23 protein-coding genes are annotated in these 24344 nt (G+C 68.2%); 9 read left to right on the top strand and 14 right to left on the bottom strand.

Annotated features, from left to right (window positions below; translation table 11 throughout):
• The 6 genes from J3476_RS15870 to J3476_RS27970 form a co-directional block, all read right to left on the bottom strand.
• Positions 1-478: NlpC/P60 family protein (locus J3476_RS15870; RefSeq protein ID WP_207067375.1), on the bottom strand; the 478-nt coding region annotated here is incomplete at its 3' end.
• A 268-nt stretch (positions 479-746) separates the two neighbouring features.
• Positions 747-1895, bottom strand: a complete 1149-nt coding sequence (locus J3476_RS15865; RefSeq protein ID WP_286183199.1) for an alkaline phosphatase family protein — start codon at positions 1893-1895, stop codon at positions 747-749.
• Positions 1896-1899: 4 nt separating this feature from the next.
• Positions 1900-2340, bottom strand: a complete 441-nt coding sequence (locus J3476_RS15860; protein ID WP_152517412.1) for a response regulator — start codon at positions 2338-2340, stop codon at positions 1900-1902.
• Positions 2337-3935: a CHASE3 domain-containing protein gene (locus tag J3476_RS15855; RefSeq protein ID WP_373889073.1), complete on the bottom strand. Its 1599-nt coding sequence runs from the start codon at positions 3933-3935 to the stop codon at positions 2337-2339. The genes J3476_RS15860 and J3476_RS15855 overlap by 4 nt, the downstream gene beginning before the upstream one ends.
• The gene (locus J3476_RS15850; RefSeq protein WP_207067374.1) at positions 3932-5137 is read right to left on the bottom strand and encodes a PP2C family protein-serine/threonine phosphatase; all 1206 of its coding nucleotides are present in this window, start codon (positions 5135-5137) and stop codon (positions 3932-3934) included. Before J3476_RS15850 ends, J3476_RS15855 begins: the two co-directional genes overlap by 4 nt.
• A gap of 56 nt (positions 5138-5193) precedes the next feature.
• Complete coding sequence (locus J3476_RS27970; protein WP_286183197.1) at positions 5194-5325, bottom strand: hypothetical protein; 132 nt, start codon at positions 5323-5325, stop codon at positions 5194-5196.
• A gap of 63 nt (positions 5326-5388) precedes the next feature.
• Here J3476_RS27970 and J3476_RS15845 point away from each other — a divergent pair, with 63 nt between their 5' ends.
• Both J3476_RS15845 and J3476_RS15840 read left to right on the top strand, forming a co-directional pair.
• Positions 5389-6597 carry an acyltransferase gene (locus J3476_RS15845; protein ID WP_207067373.1) on the top strand — a complete coding sequence of 403 codons (1209 nt, stop codon included), beginning with the start codon at positions 5389-5391 and terminating at the stop codon, positions 6595-6597.
• A gap of 62 nt (positions 6598-6659) precedes the next feature.
• Complete coding sequence (locus tag J3476_RS15840; RefSeq protein WP_207067372.1) at positions 6660-7358, top strand: Rv0518 family GDSL lipase; 699 nt, start codon at positions 6660-6662, stop codon at positions 7356-7358.
• Between the two features lie 76 nt (positions 7359-7434).
• Here the strand turns inward: J3476_RS15840 and katG are convergent, their stop codons facing one another.
• Together katG and J3476_RS15830 are read right to left on the bottom strand one after the other, a co-directional pair.
• On the bottom strand, positions 7435-9570 hold the full coding sequence (gene katG / locus J3476_RS15835; RefSeq protein WP_207067382.1) for a catalase/peroxidase HPI: 2136 nt from the start codon (positions 9568-9570) through the stop codon (positions 7435-7437).
• 117 nt (positions 9571-9687) lie between these two features.
• The gene (locus J3476_RS15830; RefSeq protein WP_207067371.1) at positions 9688-10134 is read right to left on the bottom strand and encodes a Fur family transcriptional regulator; all 447 of its coding nucleotides are present in this window, start codon (positions 10132-10134) and stop codon (positions 9688-9690) included.
• An 81-nt stretch (positions 10135-10215) separates the two neighbouring features.
• Here J3476_RS15830 and J3476_RS15825 point away from each other — a divergent pair, with 81 nt between their 5' ends.
• Positions 10216-10509 carry a Dabb family protein gene (locus tag J3476_RS15825; RefSeq protein WP_207067370.1) on the top strand — a complete coding sequence of 98 codons (294 nt, stop codon included), beginning with the start codon at positions 10216-10218 and terminating at the stop codon, positions 10507-10509.
• Positions 10510-10558: 49 nt separating this feature from the next.
• Here the strand turns inward: J3476_RS15825 and J3476_RS15820 are convergent, their stop codons facing one another.
• The gene (locus tag J3476_RS15820; protein ID WP_207067369.1) at positions 10559-11302 is read right to left on the bottom strand and encodes a glutamine amidotransferase; all 744 of its coding nucleotides are present in this window, start codon (positions 11300-11302) and stop codon (positions 10559-10561) included.
• Between the two features lie 35 nt (positions 11303-11337).
• Between J3476_RS15820 and J3476_RS15815 the strand changes: the two genes are divergently transcribed.
• Complete coding sequence (locus J3476_RS15815) at positions 11338-12120, top strand: O-succinylbenzoate-CoA synthase (protein ID WP_207067368.1); 783 nt, start codon at positions 11338-11340, stop codon at positions 12118-12120.
• A gap of 64 nt (positions 12121-12184) precedes the next feature.
• On the opposite strand, the gene aceA is transcribed toward J3476_RS15815, so the two are convergent.
• The 5 genes from aceA to tenA all read right to left on the bottom strand — a co-directional run bounded on the left by aceA (position 12185) and on the right by tenA (position 18560).
• Positions 12185-14494: an isocitrate lyase/phosphoenolpyruvate mutase family protein gene (aceA, locus tag J3476_RS15810; protein ID WP_207067367.1), complete on the bottom strand. Its 2310-nt coding sequence runs from the start codon at positions 14492-14494 to the stop codon at positions 12185-12187.
• Positions 14495-14539: 45 nt separating this feature from the next.
• Positions 14540-15187: a uracil phosphoribosyltransferase gene (gene upp / locus J3476_RS15805; RefSeq protein ID WP_207067366.1), complete on the bottom strand. Its 648-nt coding sequence runs from the start codon at positions 15185-15187 to the stop codon at positions 14540-14542.
• A gap of 2 nt (positions 15188-15189) precedes the next feature.
• On the bottom strand, positions 15190-16467 hold the full coding sequence (locus tag J3476_RS15800; protein ID WP_207067365.1) for a DUF1688 family protein: 1278 nt from the start codon (positions 16465-16467) through the stop codon (positions 15190-15192).
• On the bottom strand, positions 16464-17747 hold the full coding sequence (locus J3476_RS15795) for a GTP cyclohydrolase II (protein WP_207067364.1): 1284 nt from the start codon (positions 17745-17747) through the stop codon (positions 16464-16466). Before J3476_RS15795 ends, J3476_RS15800 begins: the two co-directional genes overlap by 4 nt.
• Positions 17748-17855: 108 nt before the next feature.
• Positions 17856-18560 (bottom strand): thiaminase II, encoded by a 705-nt coding sequence (tenA, locus tag J3476_RS15790; RefSeq protein WP_207067363.1) that lies wholly within the window; start codon positions 18558-18560, stop codon positions 17856-17858.
• 104 nt (positions 18561-18664) lie between these two features.
• On the opposite strand from tenA, the gene J3476_RS15785 reads away from it, so the two are divergent.
• The 5 genes from J3476_RS15785 (at position 18665) to J3476_RS15765 (ending at position 24335) form a co-directional block, all read left to right on the top strand.
• Positions 18665-19363, top strand: coding sequence for a DUF899 family protein (locus tag J3476_RS15785; protein WP_207067362.1), 699 nt, complete (start codon positions 18665-18667; stop codon positions 19361-19363).
• A gap of 59 nt (positions 19364-19422) precedes the next feature.
• Positions 19423-19917: a thiol peroxidase gene (tpx, locus tag J3476_RS15780; RefSeq protein ID WP_207067361.1), complete on the top strand. Its 495-nt coding sequence runs from the start codon at positions 19423-19425 to the stop codon at positions 19915-19917.
• 196 nt (positions 19918-20113) lie between these two features.
• Positions 20114-20704 carry an NlpC/P60 family peptidoglycan-binding protein RipD gene (gene ripD, locus J3476_RS15775; protein ID WP_207067360.1) on the top strand — a complete coding sequence of 197 codons (591 nt, stop codon included), beginning with the start codon at positions 20114-20116 and terminating at the stop codon, positions 20702-20704.
• Between the two features lie 367 nt (positions 20705-21071).
• Positions 21072-22307, top strand: coding sequence for a PE-PPE domain-containing protein (locus tag J3476_RS15770; protein WP_286183196.1), 1236 nt, complete (start codon positions 21072-21074; stop codon positions 22305-22307).
• A gap of 204 nt (positions 22308-22511) precedes the next feature.
• The gene (locus J3476_RS15765; protein WP_207067359.1) at positions 22512-24335 is read left to right on the top strand and encodes a fatty acyl-AMP ligase; all 1824 of its coding nucleotides are present in this window, start codon (positions 22512-22514) and stop codon (positions 24333-24335) included.
• The last annotated feature ends 9 nt before the right edge of the window (positions 24336-24344 follow it).

Below are 24344 nucleotides of genomic sequence, written 5' to 3'. Positions count from 1 at the left end.
GTGGAGGCAGCGCGCCCGGGGGAGGCGGCGGCGGAGGTAGCGCACCCGGGGGCGGCGGCGGGCCCATCGGCGGAGCCAGCGCCGGCTCCGGCGCGGGAGGCTCGTTGGCCGGCATCGGCAGGAACATGTGGTTGGTGAACTGCTCCTGATAGGCGCCACCACCACCGATCTTCACCCCGCCGCCTTCACCGGACGACACCGGCGTGCCGTCGGGCAGCGTCACCGCGGTGTGGCCGCTGTTCCAGCCGACGACGAGTGCCCCGGGCTCACTACCGTGCCGGAAGCCCCGCTCGAGCAGCTCCCGTTCGATGTTGCCGGTGTGAAACCGGTCACCGTAGACAGGCCTGCCGGTCGCAGCGTTGGTCACCCAGGAGACCAGGCCCGAGCAGTCGGTGCCCGACGGGGAGTCACCGCCGACGACGTACGGGGTACCCGACACCTGGTTGACAAGAGTCAAGAGCGTCGCGAGAGCAAACATGCGGCCGGACGTTAACAGAGGTCTCTAAAACGTCCAAAATCTGTGACGGCGAGCACAATACGGGCGTCGATTTCACCAAGGTCACGAAAATCCATCCAAAGGTGTTGTGTGCGCGGCATATTCGCGGGTCAACGCATTGCATGTCGATAATGTTCAAAATTGTTGCCGGTCAGCAGTTTTGGTTGAGACACGGCGGGGTCACAACGTGGTATCCCTCCGGATTCAGCGCCCGGCCGCCGAATCGCGGCCGCACCACCGCCAGCAGACCTCAGCGACTGCCCAGTAGCAGCGGGATCTTCTGTTCGGCGTCGGTGAGTGAGCCGTGCTGACCTATCAGCGAAGATTCAACGGGTTCGGCTGAGCGTCGCAGGAATCCCGCGGTGGCGCGTGCCGCCACCACCACGTCGCCGATCCTGGCGCGCACCGGATCGGTGACGCGTTCCCCGAACCAGCCCGCGGCCACCGCATCGTCACCGCTGGTGACCCACGCCCGCTCACCGACCACCTCCTGCCAGGTGGCCAGCACGTCCTCGAGCGCGCCGTCGCGGACATAGAGGTGGCGCGCGCGGACCTCACCGCCGATCTCTGCGACACCTTCGGTCAGGGACTCGGTGGCGTCGATGTCGATGACCGCGGATTCCTCCACCGCCACCATCCCGTGGTCGGCCACCACCGCGAGCAGCCCGCCGGGAGGCATACCGTCGAGAATCGATTCGACCAGGGTGTCGACCTGCCGCAACTGCATCCGCCACGCGTCAGAGCCGGGACCGTGCACGTGTCCGACGAGGTCGAGGTCAGCGTGATAGGCGTAGCAGAAGCCGCGGTCGACGAGCACCGACCGGACCGTCGCGGCCAGATCGCCCAGCGCGTGGACCCCGCGGTAGCGTCCGCCGCGCAACACCGCCCTGGTGAGCCCGGAGCCGTCGAACTGCGCGCCGGAGATCACGCTGACCTGCACACCGCCGGCCTCGGCGCGCTCGAACACCGTCGGCCGCGGCTGCACGACTTCGGGCACGACGTCCTCGCGCAGATCGGCACCCCACGGGTGGGGCCGCCAGCGCAGCGCATTGATGACCCCGACCTCGGGCAGCCGGAATGTCATACCGACCATCCCGTGCTCGCCTGAGCGACAGCCGGTACCCACCGCGGCCAGGCCCGCGGCGGTGGTCGACGGGAACCCCACCTGCAGGGTCTGGCGGGACAGCCCGGCGAGCACCGGTGCATCGACGGCGTAGCGATCCAGCAGATCCGCGCCCAGACCGTCGACGAGCAGCACACAGGCGCCCGCCGCCTGGTAGGGCAGGGCGATCCGGGGTTCGAACCCTGAGGCACCCATCGCCGCCAGCACCGACGGGGTCACGTCGGCCAGGTGCGGCTCCCGCGGATCGGGGCGGGGCAGGTCCCGAGCCTGGTACACCGGGTCAGTGTTGCGGCAGCCGGACCACTTGGACGAAGAACTCGTCGATCTGGCGCACCGCGTTCATGAACTGGTCGAGGTCGACCGGCTTGGTCACGTAGGCGTTGGCGTGCAGCTTGTAGCTGCGCAGGATGTCCTCTTCCGCCGAGGACGTCGTCAGCACGACCACCGGGATGAGGCTCAGATCGGGGTCGGACTTGATGGTCTCCAGCAGTTGCCGCCCGTCGTACTTGGGCAGGTTCAGGTCCAGCAACACCAGGTCCGGCCGCGGCGCCCCTTCGTACGGGCCGCGGCGGTACAGGAAGTCCAGCCCCTCCTCGCCGTCGCGGGCGACATGCAAGGTGTTCTTGATCTTGTTGTGCTCGAACGCCTCCCGGGTGATCAGTTCGTCTCCCGGGTCGTCCTCGATGAGCAGCACGTCGATGGCGCGTTCAGCCGATGTCATGTCGCCGATCCTTCCAGCAGGGGTGAAGCCGTGTCATCCGCCCGGACGGGCAGAGTGAACTCGAAGCGGGTGCCGTCGGTGTAGGAGTTGTCGATCCAGATGGACCCGCCGTGGTGTTCGATGATCTTCTTGCACAGCGCCAGGCCGATGCCGGTGCCGGTGTAGGCGTCGCGCCCGTGCAACCGCTGGAAGATGACGAAGACCTTGTCGCTGAACTCCGGGGCGATCCCGATACCGTTGTCGGACAACGAGAACATCCAGTACGACGACTCGTCGTCCCCGGCGCCCTCGAGGTGGCAGTCGATGCTGATCCGTGGGGCCGTGTCCGCGCGCCGGAACTTCACCGCGTTACCGATCAGGTTCTGCCACAGCATCGCCAGCAACGTGGGATCGCCCTTGACCGTCGGCAGCCCCGACACCGGGCGCTCGATCACGGCGCCGGATTCCTCGATCGAGGTCGACAGATTGCCCAGCGCACTGTCCAAGGTGGCGTCGAGGCTGATCTCGACCTCGGTGGCGTTGAGGCGACCCACCCGGGAGAAGGTCAACAGGTCGTTGATGAGCACCTGCATGCGCTTGGCGCCGTCGATGGCGAACGCGATGTACTCCACACCCCGCTCGTCGAGCTTGTCCCCGTACCGCTTCTCCAGCAGTTGGCAGAACGACGTCACCTTGCGCAAGGGCTCCTGCAGGTCGTGGGAGGCGACGTAGGCGAACTGCTCGAGTTCGGCGTTGGAGCGCCGCAACTCCTCCGCGTGCGAATCCAGCGCGTCGGTGGCTGCCCGGGACGCCTCGAGTTCGTCGACGATGCGTTGACGCATGTTGTCCACGTCCACCGCGATGGCGCGGATGTCCCGGGGTCCCCGGGGCACGATCCGCTCCCCGAAGTTGCCTTCGGCGACCCGCCTGCACGCCTGCGCCAGGGCTGTGAGCGGGCGGACCAGCGCCCGGCGCAGCAACACCGCCAGCAACAGCACCGTCACCGCGAAGGCGACGAGCATCGCCGCCAGGACGGCGTTGCGCCAGGAGCGGATCTGGTCCAACTCGGCAATACCGTCGGTGCGGGCCTGCTCCAGCCGGTCGTTCTGCACGTCGAAAAGGCCGCGCAGACGGTCGAATTCGACTTTGCCCCGTTCGGCGGCCGCCGGCGCGAAGGTCTGCGGCGCGCCCGGGTCGACCGCTGCGATGACCGGTTCGGCGTAGTTGGTGCGCCACGAACCGGCGGCCAATTCGATCGCGTCGAGGTCGTCGAGCAGGTCCGGGCGGTCCTGTTCGAGCTGGCGCAGTTCGGCCGACGCCTGTTGCTCGGTGCGCCGTCCCGCGAAATAGGGTTCGAGGAACCGGGGGTCGGCGGCGATGACGTAGCCACGCACCGCGGTCTCCTGGTCGCGCAGCGCAGCCTGCATCTGGTAGGCCGCGACGCGCGACGGTTGGATCTTGCCGATGAGTTCCCCCGACACCGCGTCGGTGCGGTTGAGAAGGACCGCAACGGTGACGCCGGCGAGCAGGACGACCACACCCATCACCGACAGCACCAGGAACTGCCAGCCCTGCACGGTGAGGTGGCGCGGTCCGCGCCGCTGCGGGTCGGTCACGTGCTCGCCGTCCGCTCCACCCGGACGACGGCGATGTCGTCGGAGATTCCGCCGTGGGCCTGCGCCCTGGACTCGACCGCGTCGATGAGCGCATCGACGAACTCGGGGCCGGGCAGCGCGGCCAGTGAACGCGCGATCTCGAGCAGTCCGGCTTCGCCGAGACGCTCGTTTCCGCGCCCGCTGTGACCCTCGAACAGACCGTCGGTCAGCAACACCAGTCCGCAGCCCTCACGCAGGTCGATCTGCTGTGGTGGCCAGTCGCCGGCGCGCAGACCGAGCGCGGGCCCGCCGGGCGGCTCGACCCATTCCACCGAACCCTCGCCGTGCATCAACATGCCGGGATGCCCGGCCCGCACCGCCGTGATCTCGGTGCCCTCGGGGGGGATCGCCAGGCTCAGCACTGTCGCGAAGATACCCTTCCCGGCCCGTTCGGCCCGCAGGATCCGCTCCAACTGCCGCATCCGGTCCGCACCGCGCAGGCCGGCGAAAGTCAGCGTCCGCCATGCGATTCGCAACGCGACGCCCAGCGCCGCCTCGTCCGGACCATGTCCGGCCACGTCGCCGATCATGACGTGCACCGTGCGGTCGGGGGTCTGCACGAAGTCGTAGAAGTCGCCCCCGAGCAGTGCATTCTCCCGGCTCGGCCGATATTGGGTGACGATGTTCACGCCGGGCTCGTCCAGCAACAACGGCGACGGCAACAGACCGCGCTCCAGCCGTGCGTTCTCCCGTGCCCGCATCTCACTGGCATGCAGGTCGACCGCCGTGAGCTCGGCGCGCTTGCGTTCGATCGCGTACAGCACCGCGCGCCGCAGCATCTCCGGGTCGACCCGCCCTTTGACCAGATAGTCCTGGGCGCCCGAGGCCACGGCCGAGACCCCGAAGTGCTCGTCGTTGAGACCGGTCAGCACCACCACGGGAATCGCGGGGTCCTGTCGGCCGATCCGGGCCAGCCCGTCGATCCCATCGGTGTCGTGCAGATGCAGGTCCAACAGGATGCAGTCGGGTCGGGTGGCCGAGATTTCACGCTCGGCGTCGGCCATGGACGGTGCCCAGGTCACGTTCATGTCGACGCCGGCATCGGCGATCAACTCCTCGACGATGATCGCGTCGGCGCGGTCGTCTTCGACCAGCAACAACGTCAGCGGATCGCCGCCGTGCGGGACTCGGCCGGGTCCCGGCGCTTCGGTGGGTCCGCTCATGTCACGGACCGGTGTGCGATTGGCAATTCACCGAGGATACCCGGGCGCCGGGGCCGTCAGGACGGTGTGTCGACCACGGCGTTGCGCACCGTGCGGGCGCCGCCGCCGCTGGTAATCTGCGAGCGGTCGCCGGTGTGATCGGGGGAGCCGGCCGGAGCATCCGATCGGGCGGTGACACCGCCGGACATCGCCCAGCAAGCCTGAATTGCCGACCCCGCAGAATCGCCGACACCGCAAAGTCCCGAGCCGAAATGAGTCGTGTGCGCACCGGAGAGATCAGAGCATTGTCCGGCCTGCGCATCGTCGCAGCGCTGTGGGTGGTGCTCTTCCATTTCCGGCCCCTGCTCGAGCAGGCCTCGCCACCCTGGAGTGACGCGCTGGCACCGGTGCTCGACGCCGGCGCACAGGGCGTGGACCTGTTCTTCATCCTCAGCGGTTTCGTGTTGACGTGGAATTACCTGGACCGGATGGGGGAGTACTGGTCGACCCGCAGCACGCTGCGGTTCCTGTGGCTGCGCCTCGCGCGGGTGTGGCCGGTCTACCTCGTGACGATGCATCTGGCTGCCGCCTGGATCGTGTTCACGCTCTACGTGGGCGACTTCCCGTCCCCGGCCGCCGAGGACCTCACCGCCATCAGCTGGATCCGGCAGGTGCTGCTGGTGCAGCTGTGGTTCGAACCGTTCTTCGACGGGTCGAGCTGGGACGGCCCGGCTTGGTCGATCAGCGCGGAATGGCTGGCCTACCTGCTGTTCGGTGCGCTGGTGCTGGTGGTGTTCCGGATCGCGGCGGCCACCCGTGCGCGCGGGCTTCTGGTGCTGGCTGTGCTGGCCTCCCTGCCGCCGACGCTGTTCCTACTCGCCAGCGGCGTCTTCTACACCCCGTGGAGCTGGCTGCCGCGGATCGTCATGCAGTTCATCGCCGGCGCCCTGGCCTGTGCAGCCGTGCGCAAGCTGCACGTGTCCGACAAATCCCGGCAGACCGCTGGGGTGGCGGCGCTGCTGCTGGGCGGGGCGATCATCGGCGGGTTGTATCTGCTCGACGGTGTCCCGCCGGAGCTGATCTACGACGCAGGCGGCCTGGTCGACGTGCTGTTCGTACCGTTGGTCGTCGCACTGGCGCTCGGCGCAGGCACGCTGCCGGCAGCGTTGTCCACCCGCACCATGGTCTATCTGGGTCACATCTCGTTCAGCCTGTACATGGTGCACGAGATCGTGCACACCGCGTGGAACTGGGTTGCCGCTCAGTACGAGATCACCCTGTCGCCCAGCTGGACGGCCAAACTCGTCTTCGTCGGACTGATCGCGCTCTCGGGGGTCTTGGCGGCGGCGCTGTATCACCTGGTCGAGGAGCCGGCGCGGCACTGGATGAGACACATGTTGGACTCCGGGCCCAAGCAAGCCGACCGTCCCGCCGACCCACCGCAGAGCCGTCTGCACCCGGTCGAGGCGCGTGCGGGGTGAGGTTTCGAACACACGGCGCGTCGACGAACCGGACCTGAGCGACTGCCGCCTAGCATGGTCCGGTGAGTCGGCTTCTGACCTTCGCGCTCTGCGTCGCCGTCGTCCTCGGCGCCTTCACCGCCCACACCGCAGACGCCGGACGCCTCCGGCACCACGACGTCAAGCCGCTGGACTACGCGGTGAATCGGATCGCGGTGATCGGAGATTCCTACACCACCGGAAGCGACCAGGGCGGCAACGGACCTCAGGGGTGGGCGCCGCAGGCGTGGCAGGCACTGACAGAGCACGGCATCGCGGTCACGCCGACGGTCGCTGCCGAAGGCGGTGCGGGCTTCTGCACGAGGGGAAACCGCGGGGGTGTTTTCGAAGACCTCACCGTGCGGGCGGTCAAACCGACCGACGTCCTGGTGGTGTTCTACGGCTCGCGCAACGACATGGACGTCGAGCCGACCCGGCTGTCGGTGGCGATGTACGGCACGTTGAGCCTGGCTCGCCAGATCGCGCGGTCGGCACAGCTGCTGGTGATCGGGCCGCCGTGGCCGACAGCCGATCCGCCGGCGAAGATCTTGCGCGTGCGCGACGTGCTCAGCTATCAGGCTGAGCTTGCCGGTGCGACGTTCGTCGACCCGATCGCGGCGGGGTGGTTCGTCGGACGACCCGAGCTGATCGGCGCTGACGGGGTTCACCCCACCGACGCCGGCCACACCTACATGGCTGAGAAGATCGCGCCGCTGATCGCCGCCAAGTTGCACCCGTACTGAGCCGCATGGCGAACAGGGCACCCGGGCTGGCGTGGCCAGCACCGGATGCCCTGTCCGACTGAGCGGGATCGCCTGACTAGCGCACGTCGAAGCGGTCGGCGTCCATCACCTTCGTCCACGCCGCGACGAAGTCCTTGACGAACTTCTCCTTCGAGTCGTCCTCGGCGTAGACCTCGGCCAGCGCCCGCAGTTGCGAGTTCGACCCGAACAGCAGATCGACGCGGCTGGCGGTGTACTTCTGTTCACCGCTGGCGCGGTCGGTGCCCACATAGGTGCCGTCGTCAGCCGGGGCCGGAGCCCACTTGGTGCTCATGTCGAGCAGGTTGACGAAGAAATCAGCGGACAGCACACCGGGCTGGTCGGTGAGCACACCCAGCTTCGTCCCGCCGTAGTTGGTGTCCAGTGACCGCATGCCGCCGATCAGCACAGTCATCTCGGGCGCCGACAGACCCAACAGGTTGGCCTTGTCGATGAGTTGGTACTCCGCCGGCAGCGGCAGCCCCTTGCCGGCGTAGTTGCGGAAGCCGTCGGCCTTGGGCTCCAGGTAGGAGAACGACTCGACGTCGGTCTGCTCCTGGGTGGCGTCGCCCCGCCCGGGGGTGAACGGCACCTCGACGTCGACACCGCCGGCCTTGGCGGCCTTCTCGACGCCGACGTTTCCGGCGAGCACCACCAGGTCGGCGAACGACACGGACGTGCCCGTCGATCCCTGGATCTCCTCGAGCTTGCGGATGACCAGCGACAGCTCGTCGGGCTCGTTGGCCTCCCAGCCCAGCTGCGGCTGCAGCCGGATCCGGCCACCGTTGGCACCGCCGCGCATGTCGCTGCTGCGGTACGACGAGGCCGCCTTCCACGCGGTCGACACCAGCTGTTGCACAGTCAGATCGGAGTCGGCGATCGCCCTCTTGAGGGTGGCGATGTCGTCGGAGGACAGGTCGCTGCCGGCCGGAACGACGTCCTGCCACAGCCAGGTCTGCTGCGGCACCAGCGGCCCGAGGTAACGGACCACCGGCCCCATGTCGCGGTGCAGCAGCTTGAACCATGCCTTGGCGAACTCCTCGGCGAGCTCCTCCGGGTGGTCCAGCCACCGGCGGGTGATTTTCTCGAACCCGGGGTCCATCCGCATCGACAGGTCGGTGGTCAGCATCGACGGGTGGGTCTTCTTGTCGCCCTGTGCCATCGGGACGGTGTTGGCCCAGCCGCCGTCCTTGGGCTTCCACTGGTAGGCACCGGCGGGGCTCTTGGTCAGCTCCCACTCGTTGCCGTAGAGGATCTCCAGGAAGCTGTTGTCCCACTTGGTGGGTGTGTGGGTCCAGATGACCTCGAGGCCCGAGCTGACGGTGTCGTTTCCGAGGCCCGAGTTCGCCCAGCCGAGGCCCTGCATCTCCAGCGGAGCGGCTTCGGGCTCCGGCCCGTTCTCCACCTCGGTGGCGCCGTGGGTCTTGCCGAAGGTGTGGCCACCGATGATGAGCGCGGCGGTCTCGACGTCGTTCATCGCCATCCGGCCGAACGTCTCACGGATGTCCACGGCCGCCGCCACCGGATCCGGTTTGCCCTCGGGGCCTTCGGGGTTGACGTAGATCAGGCCCATGTGGGTGGCGGCCAGCGGGTTCTCCAGCTTGGTGCGCTCGGAGTTGTCACCGGGGTAGCGGTGGAACGTTTCCAGCCACTCGTGCTCGGCACCCCAGTAGACGTCCTCTTCGGGCTCCCAGTAGTCCGGGCGGCCGAACGCGAATCCGGCGGTCTTGAAGCCCATGTGCTCGAGTGCGCGGTTGCCGGCGAAGATGATCAGGTCCGACCAGGAGAGGTCCTTGCCGTACTTCTTCTTGACCGGCCACAGCAGGCGGCGCGCCTTGTCCAGGCTGACGTTGTCGGGCCAGCTGTTCAGCGGCGCGAAGCGCTGCATACCCCGGCCGCCACCACCGCGGCCGTCCTGGACGCGGTAGGTGCCCGCAGCGTGCCAGGTCATCCGGATGAAAAACGGTCCGTAATGGCCGAAGTCGGCGGGCCACCAGTCCTGGGAGTCGGTCATGACCGCGTCCACATCGCGAGTCAGCGCGTCGACGTCGAGGTTCTGAACCCGCTGGCGGTAGTCGTAGCCGTCGTCCATCGGGTCGATGACGTCGGGATTCTTCTGCAGGATCTTCAGATTGACCGCGTTGGGCCACCAGTCCCGGTTGCTGCCGCCCTCCACGGGCGGCTTGATCACCATCGGGCAACCGCCTTCGACGGGATCACTCTGCGCTTCGCCGATCGGCGGAGTCTCTTCGATGGTGCGACCGTCGTCAGGCACGGCATTTCCTTTCGGGAGTGGTGAATCGGACTGTGATCACGGTTGTGATCCCACGTTGCGGGCGGCGCAGGCCGGACAGATGCCCCAGTAGACGACCTCGGCTTCGTCGACGACGAAACCCTCCAGTGCGCCGGCCGGGTCGGAGGGAATGAGACAGGGCGCCTCGCCGACGGCGCAATCCACGTCGGCGATGACACCGCAGGAGCGGCACACCATGTGGTGGTGGTTGTCGCCGACCCGGGATTCGTACCGCGCCGGCGAGCCGCTCGGTTGGATCTTGCGGAGCAGACCGACGCCGGTCAGGGCCGCCAGGACGTCGTACACGGTTTGCCGGGACACTTCGGGCAGGGCCTGCCGGACCACCCCGACAATGGTGTCGGTGTCGGCGTGCGGATGCTCTGCGACGGCAGCCAGTACGGCCAGCCTCGGACGGGTCACCCGCAGCTCCGCATTGCGAAGCAGGCCCACCGCGTCCGAGGTCACAGGAAAGTTCTACGATCTTTTTTGGACTCAGTCAAGTCTTTATTCGAACTGCTTACCAATCCGCCCTGTTAGGGTGCGCCGGTGATTCGCAACGTGGTGCTGGCCAAGCTGACAGCGGGGTACGACCGTGCGGAGGTCGAGCAGATCCAACAGTGCCTGGCCGAGTTGAACCTCCCGGGAACACGGGATTTCACGATCGGAACCGACGTCGGTCTGCGCGACGGAAACTGGGATTTCGTGATCGTCGCGGACTTCGACGACGTCGCGGCGTACCGGAGTTACGACGAGGACGCCGAACACAACCGACTGCGGGCGCGGCTGGCCCCGTGGATCGAGCAGATCGCGCGCGCCCAGTTCGAGATTCCCGACGCCTGAGCCGCGACGTCGTCGCGGCCGGGCCGCTGTGTTCGCACGTCGACGAGCTCTACGCCGGCCGGGCGTAACGTTGCGCGAAGCGCCTCATGATGACCGTCGGGTGCCGCACATCACGCTGCCGCGCATCGGCTTTGAGTGACTCTGCGGTCTCCGGAGCGAAGTAGCCGTGGTCCTTGTACACGTCGATGCGGGTACAGATGCCCTCGACGTCGAGTTCCGGGTGGAACTGGGTGGCGTAGACGTTGGCGCCGACCCGGAACGCCTGCACCGGGCACGCCGGGGAGGTCGCGAGGAGGAGGACATGGCGGGGCAGCTGTGACGCCGCCTCCTTGTGGCCGCCGAACGCCTCGAACGAGTCCGGCAGCCCGGCGAACAGCGGATCGTCGCGGCCGGCGTCGGTCAGCTCGACCGTGACCGCCCCGACGGGCTCGCTGTGCGCGCGGTCCACGACCGCGCCGACCGCTCTTCCCACGGTGCCGACGCCGTAACAGCATCCCAGGAACGGGAAGTCATCGGCGATCACGTCCGCCAGCAGGCGGGCCAGCTCGGCTTCGACCCGACGTTGGGTTTCCGACTTGGTATCGGGGTCGTCGCTGACGTTGTAGGGCCCGCCGCCGAGGATGATGCCCGACCAGTGCCTCAGATCGACCTCACCGAGCCGGCGGTGGGTCAGCCGAACGCGGCGCAGGCCCGCTTCGCCCAGACCCGTGAACCGCATCATCGCCTGGTACTCGTCGTCGGCGGCCTCGTCTTCGCCGCGGATCGACAACAGGAGAAACGGGGCGTCGGCCACCGGCCAAGAGTAGCCACGGGCTAGCTTGTCGGTCAGTGAGAACACTCATCGATTTCGACGACGCCCCGGTGATCGCGGTGCCGACCGCGGCCGGCCCGCGCCACGCCGTGCTGGTCGAGGGACCCCAGGGCTGGGGTGAGTTCAGCCCGCCGCCCGGCGCCGACGACGCGCTCGCGGCGCGGTGGTTGACCGCGGCGATGGAGCCGAGCACTGTCGGCTGGCCCGACGCGGTGCGCGGCCGGGTCCCCGTCGACGACGGGACCCGACGACCCACCGTCGCGGCCGGCGACGTCGAGGCGGCGGTGGCGCGCATCGCTGATCTGCGCGCCGAGGACATCGAGTTCGTGCTGCTGGAGTGCCGAGATCCCGCCGCTGCCAGGTCCGTTCGGCGCAGGGCCGACGTCCCGATCGCAGTGGACGCAGCGCTGTTGCTTGCCGATCCGCAGTGCGCCGACCTCGCCGTCCTGCGCTGCGGCCCGTCCGGCGGGGTTCGCCGGGCGATGCGCCGCGCGGAAAAACTCGGCCTGCCCGTGGTGGTGCAGTTCACCGGCACCACCAGCATCGGGTTGGCCGCCGATGTGGCGTTGGCCGCGGCGCTGCCCCAGCTGCTGTTCGCGTGCGGGCCGGTGCCCGGCTGGCTCGCTGAGGCCGACGTGGTGTCCGAGGCGAGGTCGCTGATTCCCAGGGACGCACACCTGCCCGCCGCTCCGATGCCCGCAGCACCCGATCCGGTGCGGCTGCAACGGTTCGCCGTCACCGACGCGGAGACTGTCGAGCACTGGCGCGGGCTTCTGCGGCGAGCCGCAGCGATACTGTAGCGGCGAGCCGCAGCGATCTTGTAGCGGCGAGCCGCAGCGATGCAGCGGCCCGCCGCCTACCTGCTCAGTCCTCCTTGCGGATCAACCGGTTGAGCGCCTCGCGGTCCGGCGCGACCAGTTCGTCGATGCGCGGCTGGTTCACGTCGGCGACGATGATCTCGCCGACTTCCTGGTAGACGTCGCTGAAGATGCCGTGCGACTTCATCTTGTCCGTTTGGTAGATGTTGTCCTCGGTGGGGGTGACGTAGTAGACGATCTCGGCCTTGAAGCGGTGGATGAGCCACACGTGGATCAGATCCATCAACCGCTTCTTGCGCAGTTGCTCAGCGAAGGTGTTCTGGTCGCGGACGGTCAGGATGCTGCGACCGTGCCGGTCCTTGATCGGATCGACGACCACATTGGCGAGCGGCTCCGCGCCGTCTTCGGAACCGTCGCTGACGATCTGCAGGTCGAGCACGTCGGAGCCGGCACGGCGCGGCCGCAGGTGCACGCGCAGTTTCTCGGGCAGCTGGTAGTGCTCGCTCCACAGGGCCAGCCACTCTTCGAGCAGCTTCTTCGGCACCTCGGTCTGCACCAGATGCTGGTGCTGGGTCGAGCCCTTGCCCATCGCCTTGGTCGTCGCGGTGCGACCCGAGGAGGCGGCCAGCGCGGCATCGCTGCGCGGTCCGCCCACCAGGGTCTGCGGAGTGCGGTAGGGCGACTCGACCAGGCGCATCTTTCGCTGCAGCCGGGCCAACGCCAACATGCCTTCCTGACGCAGCGACGTCGCGAACTCCTCGGACGCGACACCGTCGACCTGGTGCCCGCCGTAGGTGATGAAGTTGAAGACGAACCCCATCTTGCCGAGTTCCTCCGGGAACGCCCGCATCTCCTCGTCGCTCATGCCGGTGGTGTCCCAGTTGAACGACGGCGACAGGTTGTAGGCCAGCATCTGGTCGGGGTAGACCGCGTGGATCGCGTCGGCGAACTGCTTGGCATCGGCCAGGTCGGCGGTCTTGGTCTCCATCCACAGGATGTCGGCGAACGGGGCGGCCGCCAATGACTTGGCGATCGCATAGGGAATGCCGCCGCGCACCTGGTAGTAACCCTCGGGCGTCTTGGCCCGCTCGCAGTCCCAGGCCGCGTCGGCGCCGAGTTCCTTCGCCTTCTCCCGCGCCGAGTACAGCGACGCCGACTCGGCGAAGGCGCGCCACTCGCTCGAGCTCATCGCCGGGGCCTCGCCCTCGCGTTGCCGGAAGTCGAGCAGATCGGCCACCGCGTCGGCGTAGGTGCCTACCCCGGCGTCGTCCTGCCACACCTCGACGAACCGGGACTCCACCGCGTCGTAGGCGGCGTCGACCGACGAGAGTGACGGGTCCGTGCTGTCCTGCCAGGCGGCGGCGGTGTCGTCGATCAGCTGGGTCAGCCCGTGGCGCTGCAGCCACGCGTCGGCCGCGGCGTACTCGGCGTCGGGGATCGCGTAGAGCAGGTGACCGTTGATCTCGGTCATGCCCTGCTCGTAGAACCGCCGCATCATCGCCAGGAAGCACGCCTTGTACGGGGGGATCTTGAGATTGGTGACGCCCAGCAGGAAGGGTTGATCACGTTCGTCGGCGCGGCTGTCGATCAGGTTGGCGGCCTCGGCATCGGTGCGCGCGACGATGATCCCCTGGACCCGCATGACGTCGAGCTGGAATCGCGCGGTGTTGAGCCGTTTGAGCTGTTCGTCGGAGGGCACCAGCACCTTGCCGCCCTGATGACCGCACTTCTTGGTGCCGGGCCGCTGATCTTCGATGTGATAGCCCGGCACTCCGGCTTCGACGAAGCGCCGGATCAGGTTGCGGACATGCGGATCGCCGCCGTGACCGGTGTCGGCATCGGCGATGATGAACGGACGGTAGTCGTAGGCCGGCGTCGCTGCCCGCTGCTCTTCGGTCATCTGCAACCGCAGATAGTTCTGGTTGCGATCGGCGGTGAGCAGCGCCCGCACCAGTCCCGCGGCTTCCTCGGGGACCTGGCTGAGCGGGTAGCTCGCCAGGTCCGGTCCGGGGTCCTCGGAGATCGAACCTTTCGCCGAGGTCGCCCAGCCGCCCAGGTAGATCCCCTCGATTCCCATCCGCTTCATCACGACGGCCTGGCCGGGGGAGTAGGGCCCGAACGTCGTGATGCTGCGGCCCTGGGCGAACAACTCGCGCAGGTGCGGATAGAACGCGGCGGCAGCCTCTCGGGCGACCGGATAGTCGGCCGGGATGGTGCCGCGCTGCTCGGCGACCTGCCGGGCGGTGTAGAGGCGGATGATGCCCTCGAACCGGGGACTGTCGAAGTACGCCTGCGTGTCGGCGACGTCACGCTCGAACGGCGTCTGTGGCTGAAGGTCAGCTTCGATGATGGCCATAGTTCACAGTACGGCGGGAGGCAGTCCGCGGGGGCGGGGTGCGAACTATTTGGTGCCGAATATCCGGTCGCCTGCGTCGCCGAGCCCGGGGAGGATGTACCCGTGCTCGTCGAGTTGGCGGTCGATCGCGGCGGTGTAGACCGGTACGTCGGGGTGCGCGTGGGCCAGCGCGGCCAGCCCTTCGGGGCAGCTCACCAGGCAGACGAACTTCAGCGACTTCGGCCGGTACTCGGCCAGGCGGTCCAGCGCGGCCACCGCTGAGTGCCCGGTGGCCAGCATCGGGTCGACGACGATCACGTCGCGATCGGGTAGATCCGCCGGCATCTTGAAGTAATACTCCACCACGACAAGGGTTTTCGGGTCACGGTAGAGGCCGATGTGGCCGACCCGGGCGGACGGCACCACTTCGAGCATTCCGTCGAGGATGCCGGTTCCCGCGCGCAGGATCGACGCGAAGACGAGCTTCTTGCCGTCGATGACCCTGCCGGTGGTGCGTTCCAGCGGCGTGTCCACGTCGACCTCGTGCGTGGCAACGTCGCGCAGGACCTCATAGGCCATCAGCGCCGAGACCTCGTGCACCAGCCGACGGAAGGTGTTGGTGGAGGCATCTTTCCGGCGCATCAAGGTGATCTTGTGCTGGACCAGCGGATGTTCGACGAGGTGTACGGTGCCCGTCGACCTGTCGGAAGTCACCGTCAGAACACCGTGCCGTCACTGGCGATCGACAGCGGCGGCCGGCCTCCGCGCCACCGTTGCGCCGACGCCCGCCCGGCGGCCCATGTCCCGCCCTCGAGCACGCAGCCCAGCGGTGTCCGCGCCGGATCCAGTCCCAGGCGGGCGCACACCAGGGGAGCCAGCTCGTCGAGGAGCGCGACGGTCAGCGCCCGCCATTCCACCACCAGTTCGTCGGCGGGACGCCAGGTGCGCAGGGCGTCGTCGCGGTCCCGCATCGCCAGGACCCCCGTATCGATCAGCAGCCCGCCGTTGCGGTATTCGGCGAGCCCGGTCAGCCGGTCGAGGCCGGTCACGGTGACGCCACCGGCCGCGAAGGGCTCGACCAGCGAGTAGGTCAACCACTGCGACAGCTTGTGCAACGGCATCCACCCGTTGCTCAGCCCAGGCCCGGCCACGGCCTCGTGGGGCCAGCAGTCGCCTACCGCCCGGTCACCGATCTTGTTGTCGGACGGCCAGATCGGTGACAGTGCGGTCAGCAGGGCACTGAGCAGGACGTGGGCGTCGACGCCCCGATCCGTGCGGGGCAGCGCGTCGAACAACCCACCCGGGCGGGCCTGCTCACCGAATATCTCCGGGTGGCCGCGCAGCGCAGCGCCGAGCCGGTGCAGCAACTCGACGCGACCGGCGAGACCCACCAGCGGGTTGGCGGGACCGACCTGGAAGACGGCCCGCAGATCGTCGGCGGTCAACGCGGCCAGTGCCGCCGCATCGACCCGCAGGGGCCGCGCCGGGTCGGCGGAGAACCGGCCGCGGACGAAGCCGTGCCAACTGGCCACGGCCAGACCCTCGGACCGCCGATAGGGGGACCGCGAGCCGTCACAGTCCTCGACAAAACTCCAGTCCGGACCGGCCCCGGCGTCGAGCAGCACGCTGATCAGGGTGAGATCGATCATCGCGCGGCTGCGCTCGGCGAGGTCACTGTCGCCGAGCAGCGCGTCGAGATCGCCGCGCCGGTCGCGTCCACCGGCCTGGAAGTGGTTCCAGCGGCTGTGTACCGGGACGTCCAGGTCGGGGAAGCGGGTGCGGGTGATCTCGGCGACGTCGGCGGCCGTGGCGTCCAGGGCGTCGTCGTGGACGACGAACCATCGGGACTCTCCGGCGCGGGCGCGCTCGAGCAGGCGGTGCGCGCGGGTGCGCACCGCACCGGTGGTCTGCAGCTCGGCTACCGCCTGATCGACCGCCTCTTCGGTGTCCCGGACAGCAGGACCCGCGCCGAACGCACCGTGGTCGGAGCTCATTCGTTCAGCCCCCGGCCCCGAACCTTCTTGAGCTCCTCGGTTCCGGGAGCGGCGCCGGGCGTGAAGTAACCCGCGGCCATCTTCGCGTCGATCTCGACGCGGGCGTCGGCCGGGATGAGCTCGTCGGGGATCGAGATCCGCTCGCCGACTTCGATACCCGAACCGGTGATCGCGTCGTACTTCATGTTGCTCATCGAGACCAGGCGGTGGATCTTCGTGATTCCCAGCCAGTGCAACACATCGGGCATCAGCTCCTGGAAGCGCATGTCCTGGACCCCGGCGACACATTCGGTCCGGGCGAAGTACTGGTCGGCGGTGTCGCCACCGGCCTGGCGCTTGCGGGCGTTGTACACCAGGAACTTCGTCACCTCGCCGAGCGCGCGCCCCTCTTTGCGTGAGTACGCCACCAGACCGACCCCGCCGCGCTGAGCGCCGCGGATGCACTCCTCGATCGCGTGCGTCAGATAGGGCCGGCAGGTACAGATGTCGGACCCGAACACGTCCGAACCGTTGCATTCGTCGTGGACCCGCGCGGTCAGCTCGATGCCCGGATCGGCCAGATCGCCTGGCGCACCGAAGATGTAGACGGTCTGTCCACCGATCGGCGGCAGGAACACTTCGAGATCCGGGCGGGTCACCAGTTCGGGGTACATGCCCCCGGTCTCTTCGAAAAGAGCCCGGCGCAGGTCGTTTTCGCTGCATCCGAAGCGTGCCGCGACCCCGGGCAGATGCCACACGGGTTCGACCGCGGCCTTGGTGACCTGCGCGGCGCCGGTGTCGAGCAGCACCCGGCCGTCCGGCACGAGACGGCCCGCGCGAAGGGCGTCGCCGATCTCGGGGAGGATCACCTGGGCCTTGGTCACCGCGATGGTGGGACGGATGTCGAGCCCTTCGGCCAGCTGATCGGCGAACACATCGGCGACCACGGCGCCCCAGGGGTCGAGGCTGACGATCACCCCTGGCTGCCCCCACTGCGGAAAGGGGCCGATCAGGTCGGTCGGTGAGGTGTCGGTCAGGTCGGCGCGGTGCTCACGGGACAGTGCCCCGGCCGCCACTGCGAGGGCGCGGTAGACACCGTAGGCGCCGCTGTGCGTGCCGATGACGTTGCGATGGGTGCGTCTGATGGTGCCCACCACCGGGCCCCGCTCGGCAGCCGTCGCGGCGCCCCAGGACAGCGCGGGCGCCTCCGCCCCGGCACTGTGGGAGGTCAGTCTGATGTGGCCGCCGGCGGACGTGGCCGCGGGCGGCACGTTCGCCGATGGACTGGCCTGCGCCGACATCTGTCCTTCGATTCTCGTGAGCCGTCTCCTCTTCTCGAGGAGAGCCGCAAGCATAGCCAGTCGACCACCGAGTTGCCCGGCTCGTCGCACGCCTGGGCGGGCCGTGACCTACAGCGGCCAGCATTCGCGCCGGTGCGCGGCGTCGAAGAACATCCACTCGTAGCGAGCAGTAGCAGCGAAATGCGCTCGGGCCACGCTTTCCTGCCCGGCCGTCAACGTCGGTCCGGTGCGGTCGGCCAGCGCGAGCACCTCGCCGACCGTCGCAGCGAACTCGTCACCGCCGTAGCTGTCGATCCAGCGCTGGTAGCGCGGCTCGGTGGAACCGCGGGACAGCAACTCGGCACCGAACTCGGCGTAGATCCAGTAGCAGGGCAGCACCGCTGCCAGGCCGTCGGCGAAGCTGCCGTCGTACGCAGTGGCCAGCAGATAACTGGTGTAGGCCTGGGTGGTCGGGGTCTCCGGGAGGGCGTCGACCGCCTGGGCGGACAACCCCAGTGCGGGCAGCAGCTCGTCATGCAGTTCCAGCTCGACGTCGAAGATGTCGGCGGCGTGGCGGGTGAACATGGCGGTGTCGGCCAGAGTGGGGGCCTTGGCCGCCACGACCGCCAGCGCGCGGGCGTAGGCGCGCAGGTAGTGCACGTCCTGGGCGACATACTGCGCGAACGCCGCGGGATCGAGGCTGCCGTCGGTCAGCCCGCTGAGGAAGGGATGGCCGATGATGGCCTCATAGGTCGGTGTGATCTCGGCCCACAGCCGCGTCGACCACGATCCGGGCCGGGCCGTTCTCAGGCGCGGGGCAGCGCTGGTGTTCATGCCGTCATCCTGTCAGCGATGAGTATCGCGGCCCGGTCCGGTCGACATGGAGAGCACTGTCGCTGTGACAGAACTGAGCGCATCCGCCGGAGAGGGGAGCCCCGATGTCCGAATCCACCGCCCTGCCACCTGTGGTCGACGCCGCAACATGGCGTTCGGCACTCGAGGCGCTGCGTGCGCGGGAGAAAGCCGCCACCCGCGAACTGGACGCGATCGCCGCGCAACGGCGCCGGCTGCCGATGGTGCGGATGCCCGACTACACCCTGATCGGACCCGACGGACCGGTGCCGCTGATCGACATCTTCGACGGACGCTCACAGCTGATCGTCTACAACCACATGTGGAACGACGGGGCGCACTGGCAGTGCGGCGGCTGTACCGGCTACACCTCGCAGTTCACCCGACTGGAATTCCTGGACAGCTACGACGCGAAGTTCGTCATCGTCACCGCCGGACCCATCGACGAGGCACTGGCCTACCGGGACCGGGTCGGCAATTCGATGGAGTGGTACTCGTCGTCGGAGAGCGCGTTCGCCGCCGACGTCGACGCCGCTCCCGGTACCGGATTCGCGGTCAACGTGTTCCTGCGCGACGGCGACGCGGTCTATCGCACCTGGCACACCAATGGCCGGGGTACCGAACAATTGAGCCACACCTTCGGACTCATCGATGTGCTGCCCTGGGGGAGACAGGAGAGCTGGCAGGATTCGCCCGACGGCTGGCCGCAGCGCCCCACGTACTCGGGCTGGCTGGACTCGCCCGACATCGCCCGCCTGTACGGGCCGCCGCCGGGCCGCGACTGAGTGCCACACGGTCCGGACCCGGGCGCGACGACCGGCGCTGCGCTTGGCAGACTGGGCGCATGGCACAGATAACCTTGCGTGGAAACCCGATCAACACCGTCGGAGAACTGCCCGCGGTCGGCTCGCCGGCGCCCAGCTTCACCCTGACCGGAACGGATCTGGGTGAGGTCAGTGCCGAGCAGTTCCGCGACAAGCCGGTGCTGCTGAACATCTTCCCCTCGGTCGACACCCCCGTTTGTGCGGCCAGCGTGCGGACGTTCAACGAGCGTGCCGCGGCCGGCGGGGTTTCGGTGCTGTGTGTGTCGAAGGACCTGCCGTTCGCCCAGAAGCGTTTCTGCGGGGCCGAGGACATCGAGAACGTCACCACGGCGTCGGCGTTCCGTGACAGCTTCGGCGAGGACTTCGGTATCACGATCGCCGACGGGCCGATGGCCGGACTGCTCGCGCGCGCCGTCGTGGTGGTGGGCGCCGACGGGAAGGTCACCTACACCGAACTGGTGCCGGAGATCGGCCAGGAGCCGGATTACGACGCCGCGCTGGCCGCCCTGGGCTGAGTGACGGCGGTCACCCTAACGGGTGAGCCGCGCCCGTAGATCACCGTTCGGTTCCGGTACGGCATCGACTTCGTTCACCGTCCTGCGACGACGCTCAGCCACTGTTTTTGGTGGTGTAGAAGTGGTCATAGTGACAGTTGTTAATCGATGTTCCCGGCACCGTACGGTGCCGGCGTCCGGAAAGCGGTGAACTGCAATGGCACGCGTGTGCGCGCTCGTGATGGGGCTTGTGTTGCTGATGGCGACGCCGGGTCTGGCGTCGGCCGACACCCGGTCGGCGACGAACCAGAAGGCGGTCGAGACCGTCATCGCCCGCGCGATGTCCCAGCGGGGCGTGCCGTTCGCCTACGGCGGGGGCGGGGCGTCGGGACCGAGCGCGGGCACCGTCGCGGCATCCGAGCCCGATGAGGCCGAAACCGACGCCGCCGCTTTGGATCTGGTTCCCGGCCTGAACCTCCCGGCCGCCACCCCCAATGTCGCGAGCCCAACGCCGGCGCCCCGTGTGGAGGTGGTCGGTTTCGATGCGTCGGGGCTCATGGTCTACGCGTATGCGGGAGTCGGGGTCAAGTTGCCTCGCTCGTCGGGCGAGCAGTACAAGGTCGGCCAGAAGGTGGCCCCGGCGCAAGCGCTGCCGGGCGACCTCATCTTCTACGGTCCGGAAGGCACGCAGAGCGTCGCGTTGTTCATCGGCAACGGCCAGATGGTCGAAACGACCGACAAGGGTGTCGCCGTCTCGTCGGTGCGCACCAACGGCATGACGCCGTATTTGGTGCGCATTATCGCCTGAAACCGCCCGATCCGCGCAGCAAAGCACTCTATACTCCGGTTCGGCCCCATCTGGTGAACAGCGCCTGAAGTGCAGCCGAATCGTGCGATTGCTGGCATGATTCCGATCACACGGTGGGCCTTTTCGTGCTGCGCCTGCCGCCTCGGCTCACTCGCTTTTTCAACCATTCGGTCAAAAGCCCTCTGAACTGGAATGACGGCTATCTCTTGAGGAATTGACGCGTGTGGATTAATGTCCATTTCTGTCTTCGATAGGCCCCAGCTGAGCTGGCAGATACGGACAAGGACCCCCTGTGCGCGGACTCTTCGCGGTTGCTGCGGCCTCTTCAATCGCTGCTTCCAGCGCCTTTGTATCGCCGGACGTCAATTTGGCAGCAAATGTCCTGACGGTCACCGGGTACACCTCGCTCGGTTCATTGGACTGGGACATGGCCGACATGCTGCAGGGCGGGTTCTGTTCGCAGGCCTCCGGAAACACCTGTGACGAGGTCGAATACCTCTCGGGCGTACCCAACATCGGAGAGTCCAGCGGGCTGTGGGCCCTCCGCGCGGCGCTCGCCACCACCGCGCCGCCGACCATGGTGGTGGGCTTCTCCCAAGGGGCGATGATCGCCACCGAATGGATGCTGGAGTACGGCGAAACCGCGTGGGCGCCGACACCGGCCGACCTGTCGTTCGTCCTGATGGCGAACCCGCAACGCAAGTACGGCGGGGTCCGGCCGGTCTACGACATCGAGGACCCCACTCCTGCCGACAATGCCTACCGGGTGCTCGACATCGCCATGGAGTACGACGGTGCGGCCGACGTGCCGGACAACCTGTTCAACCTGCTGGCCGTCGCCAACGCGATCGCCGGCTTCCAGCACATCCACATCGACGGCTACGACGACGTCGACCTCGACACCTCCGAGAAGCTGGTGTGGATCGACGGCAACACGACCTACGTGTTGATCCGCTCGCAGAACATCCCGCTCCTCCAGCCGCTGCGCAACATCGGCCTCGACGCATTGGCCGACGCCCTCAACGATCCACTCAAGCGGATCATCGACTCCGCCTACGACCGCGACTACGTGGGACTGGTCGACGAGGACCTGCACGACGACGTTCTCGCGGAGTTTCCGCACGCCTCCAGCGCGACCCCGGCCGCGACCGCCGCCAGGACGGCCGGACCACAGACCCTCGACGTTGCCGACGCCGCGGCCGGTGACGGTACCGAGGCGACCGCCGAGAGCACACCCGTCGAGGAGCCGGCCGACATCGATCTCGCCGCAGCCGAGAGTGGAAGCGATTCTGCCGTCGGTGATGTCGACGACAGCGAAGGCGAGCCCGCCGAGCAGGATGTCGAATCGGACGTGGACCTCGAGGACGAGGATGTCGACTCGTCGCCGACCGCCGACGGGGCGGTCGACGAATCGAAGGACGACGACGATGTCGCGCTGTCCGAGGCTGAACCGGACACCGAGGGTGACAACTACGGCGCCACCGGTGAGGCATCGTCGTCGAAGACCGGTGACAGGTCCGCCCCGGATACCGGGTCCGGATCCGCTGACACGTCCGCCTCGGATGACGATTCCGGCTCCGGTGACGACTCCGCGGGGGAGTGAAACGTCGCGGTCTTCTGCCGCGCGGGTGAAGACGTGAAACGCCGCGGGGGCGCGGCGATGTGTGCGATGGACCACAGGGTTCCCCCTTTCATGGCGGCGCCCGCGCAGCGGAAGCATTGCTGGACAACGACATTGCCGACGCGGCCGGGTCTGCGGACCTGTCCAGCCGACAGCGAGCGCACGCGGCGCGCTTAAACTGCGGTCATGCGCGACGGTGCGGATCATGACATCGGAGTGGGCCTGCTTCAGGTCGAGGACTGCCTCGACGCAGACGGTGGCATCGCGCTGCCGCCGGATGTCACGCTGATCTCCCTGATCCAGCGCAACATCGCCAGTGTCGCCGATGCGGTGGCCTACCGGTACCTCGATTTCGCCAGTGGGGCCGGCCCGGTGGTGGACGAGATCACCTGGCGCGCTTTGGGCGTGCGGATGCGGGCGGTCGGCCATCACGTGCAGTGCGTCGCCGCCCGCGGCGACCGGGTCGCGATCATGGCGCCTCAGGGCTTGGACTACATCGCCGGCTTCTTCGCCGCACTCAACGCCGGGACGATCGCGGTGCCCCTGTTCGCGCCGGAGTTGCCCGGGCACGCGGAGCGTCTGGACACCGCGCTACGGGATGCGCGACCCACGGCGGTGCTGACCACCTCACGGGCTCGCGGCGCGATCGAATCGTTTCTGGACGCCACCGCGCTGCCCGAGCGCCCGGCGGTCATTGCCGTCGACGAGGTCCCCGACGCTGCGGCAGACGATTTCCGGCCCACGCTCATCGACGTCGACGACGTGTCACACCTGCAGTACACCGGTGGTGCCACCCGCGCGCCGGTCGGGGTGGAGATCACTCACCGCGCGGTGGGGACGAACCTTCTGCAGATGATCCTGTCGATCGACCTGCTCGACCGAAACACCCACGGTGTCAGCTGGCTTCCGCTCTACCACGACATGGGCTTGTCGATGATCGGTTTTCCCGCTGTGTATGGCGGCCACTCGACGCTGATGGCGCCGACCGCCTTCATCCGGCGGCCCCTGCGGTGGATCGAGGCGCTGTCGGCGGGCTCGCGCATCGGCCGGGTCGTGACGGCCGCGCCGAACTTCGCCTACGAATGGACTGCTCAGCGCGGGGTGCCCCGCGACGCCGGCGACGTCGACCTGAGCAATGTCGTGATGATCATCGGCTCCGAACCGGTGAGCATCTCGGCGATCGACACTTTCCGTACGGCGTTCACCCCCTTCGGATTGTCCCCGTCGGCGTTCAAGCCGTCCTACGGCCTCGCCGAGGCCACGTTGTTCGTCTCGACCATCGACCCCGGCACCGAGGTGAGTGTGGTCCACCTCGACCGGGATCGCCTTTCCGAGGGGCTCGCTGTCTCTGTGACGGCCGGCGACCCGGCGGCGCTTCCCGTGGTGTCGTGCGGGCACATCGCGCGCAGCCTGTCCTGCGTGATCGTCGACCCGTCGTCGCGAACCGAGTTGCCCGATGGCCTCGTCGGAGAGATCTGGTTGCAGGGAGACAACGTCGGACGGGGCTACTGGGGTCGCCCTGACGAAACCGAGCACACATTCGGCGGCCGCCTCGCCGCGACGAAGGAGGCCGGCCACGCGTCGGGGGCCACCCCGGATCGGGCATGGTTGCGTACCGGCGACCTGGGGTTCTATCTGGAGGGGGAACTGTACGTGGTGGGCCGGCTCGCCGACCTGGTGATCGTCTCTGGGCGCAGCCACTTTCCGCATGACATCGAGGCCACCGCCGCGTCTGCATCGCCGCTGGTGCGGCGCGGCTACATCGCGGCGTTCACCGTGCCGGGTGAGCCGCCCGAGCGTCTGGTGATCGTCGCCGAACGCGCCACCGGCACGGCCCGCGCCGACCCGGCAGCGGCCGTCACCGAAATCCGCGCAGCGGTCGAGGACCGGCACCGGCTCGCCGTGGCCGACGTCCGCGTGGTGCCCGCAGGATCGATCCCCCGCACCACGAGCGGAAAACTGGCTCGCCTCGCGTGCCGCGACGCCTACATGGCCGGCGCGTTCGGCTGAGTCGGACGA

Source organism: Mycobacterium sp. PO1 (assembly GCF_017312405.1).
GTDB lineage: Bacteria > Actinomycetota > Actinomycetes > Mycobacteriales > Mycobacteriaceae > Mycobacterium.
This window is presented reverse-complemented; position numbering and strand designations above follow the sequence as displayed.

Coding starts and splice junctions, on each gene's coding strand:
- J3476_RS15860 (WP_152517412.1), bottom strand. CDS start 2,340: ATGACATCGGCTGAACGCGCCATCGACGTGCTGCTCATCGAGGACGAC.
- J3476_RS15850 (WP_207067374.1), bottom strand. CDS start 5,137: ATGAGCGGACCCACCGAAGCGCCGGGACCCGGCCGAGTCCCGCACGGC.
- J3476_RS27970 (WP_286183197.1), bottom strand. CDS start 5,325: ATGTCCGGCGGTGTCACCGCCCGATCGGATGCTCCGGCCGGCTCCCCC.
- J3476_RS15845 (WP_207067373.1), top strand. CDS start 5,389: ATGAGTCGTGTGCGCACCGGAGAGATCAGAGCATTGTCCGGCCTGCGC.
- katG (WP_207067382.1), bottom strand. CDS start 9,570: ATGGTGATCAAGCCGCCCGTGGAGGGCGGCAGCAACCGGGACTGGTGG.
- aceA (WP_207067367.1), bottom strand. CDS start 14,494: ATGGCCATCATCGAAGCTGACCTTCAGCCACAGACGCCGTTCGAGCGT.
- J3476_RS15800 (WP_207067365.1), bottom strand. CDS start 16,467: ATGAGCTCCGACCACGGTGCGTTCGGCGCGGGTCCTGCTGTCCGGGAC.
- J3476_RS15795 (WP_207067364.1), bottom strand. CDS start 17,747: ATGTCGGCGCAGGCCAGTCCATCGGCGAACGTGCCGCCCGCGGCCACG.
- tenA (WP_207067363.1), bottom strand. CDS start 18,560: ATGAACACCAGCGCTGCCCCGCGCCTGAGAACGGCCCGGCCCGGATCG.
- J3476_RS15785 (WP_207067362.1), top strand. CDS start 18,665: ATGTCCGAATCCACCGCCCTGCCACCTGTGGTCGACGCCGCAACATGG.
- tpx (WP_207067361.1), top strand. CDS start 19,423: ATGGCACAGATAACCTTGCGTGGAAACCCGATCAACACCGTCGGAGAA.
- ripD (WP_207067360.1), top strand. CDS start 20,114: ATGGCACGCGTGTGCGCGCTCGTGATGGGGCTTGTGTTGCTGATGGCG.
- J3476_RS15765 (WP_207067359.1), top strand. CDS start 22,512: ATGCGCGACGGTGCGGATCATGACATCGGAGTGGGCCTGCTTCAGGTC.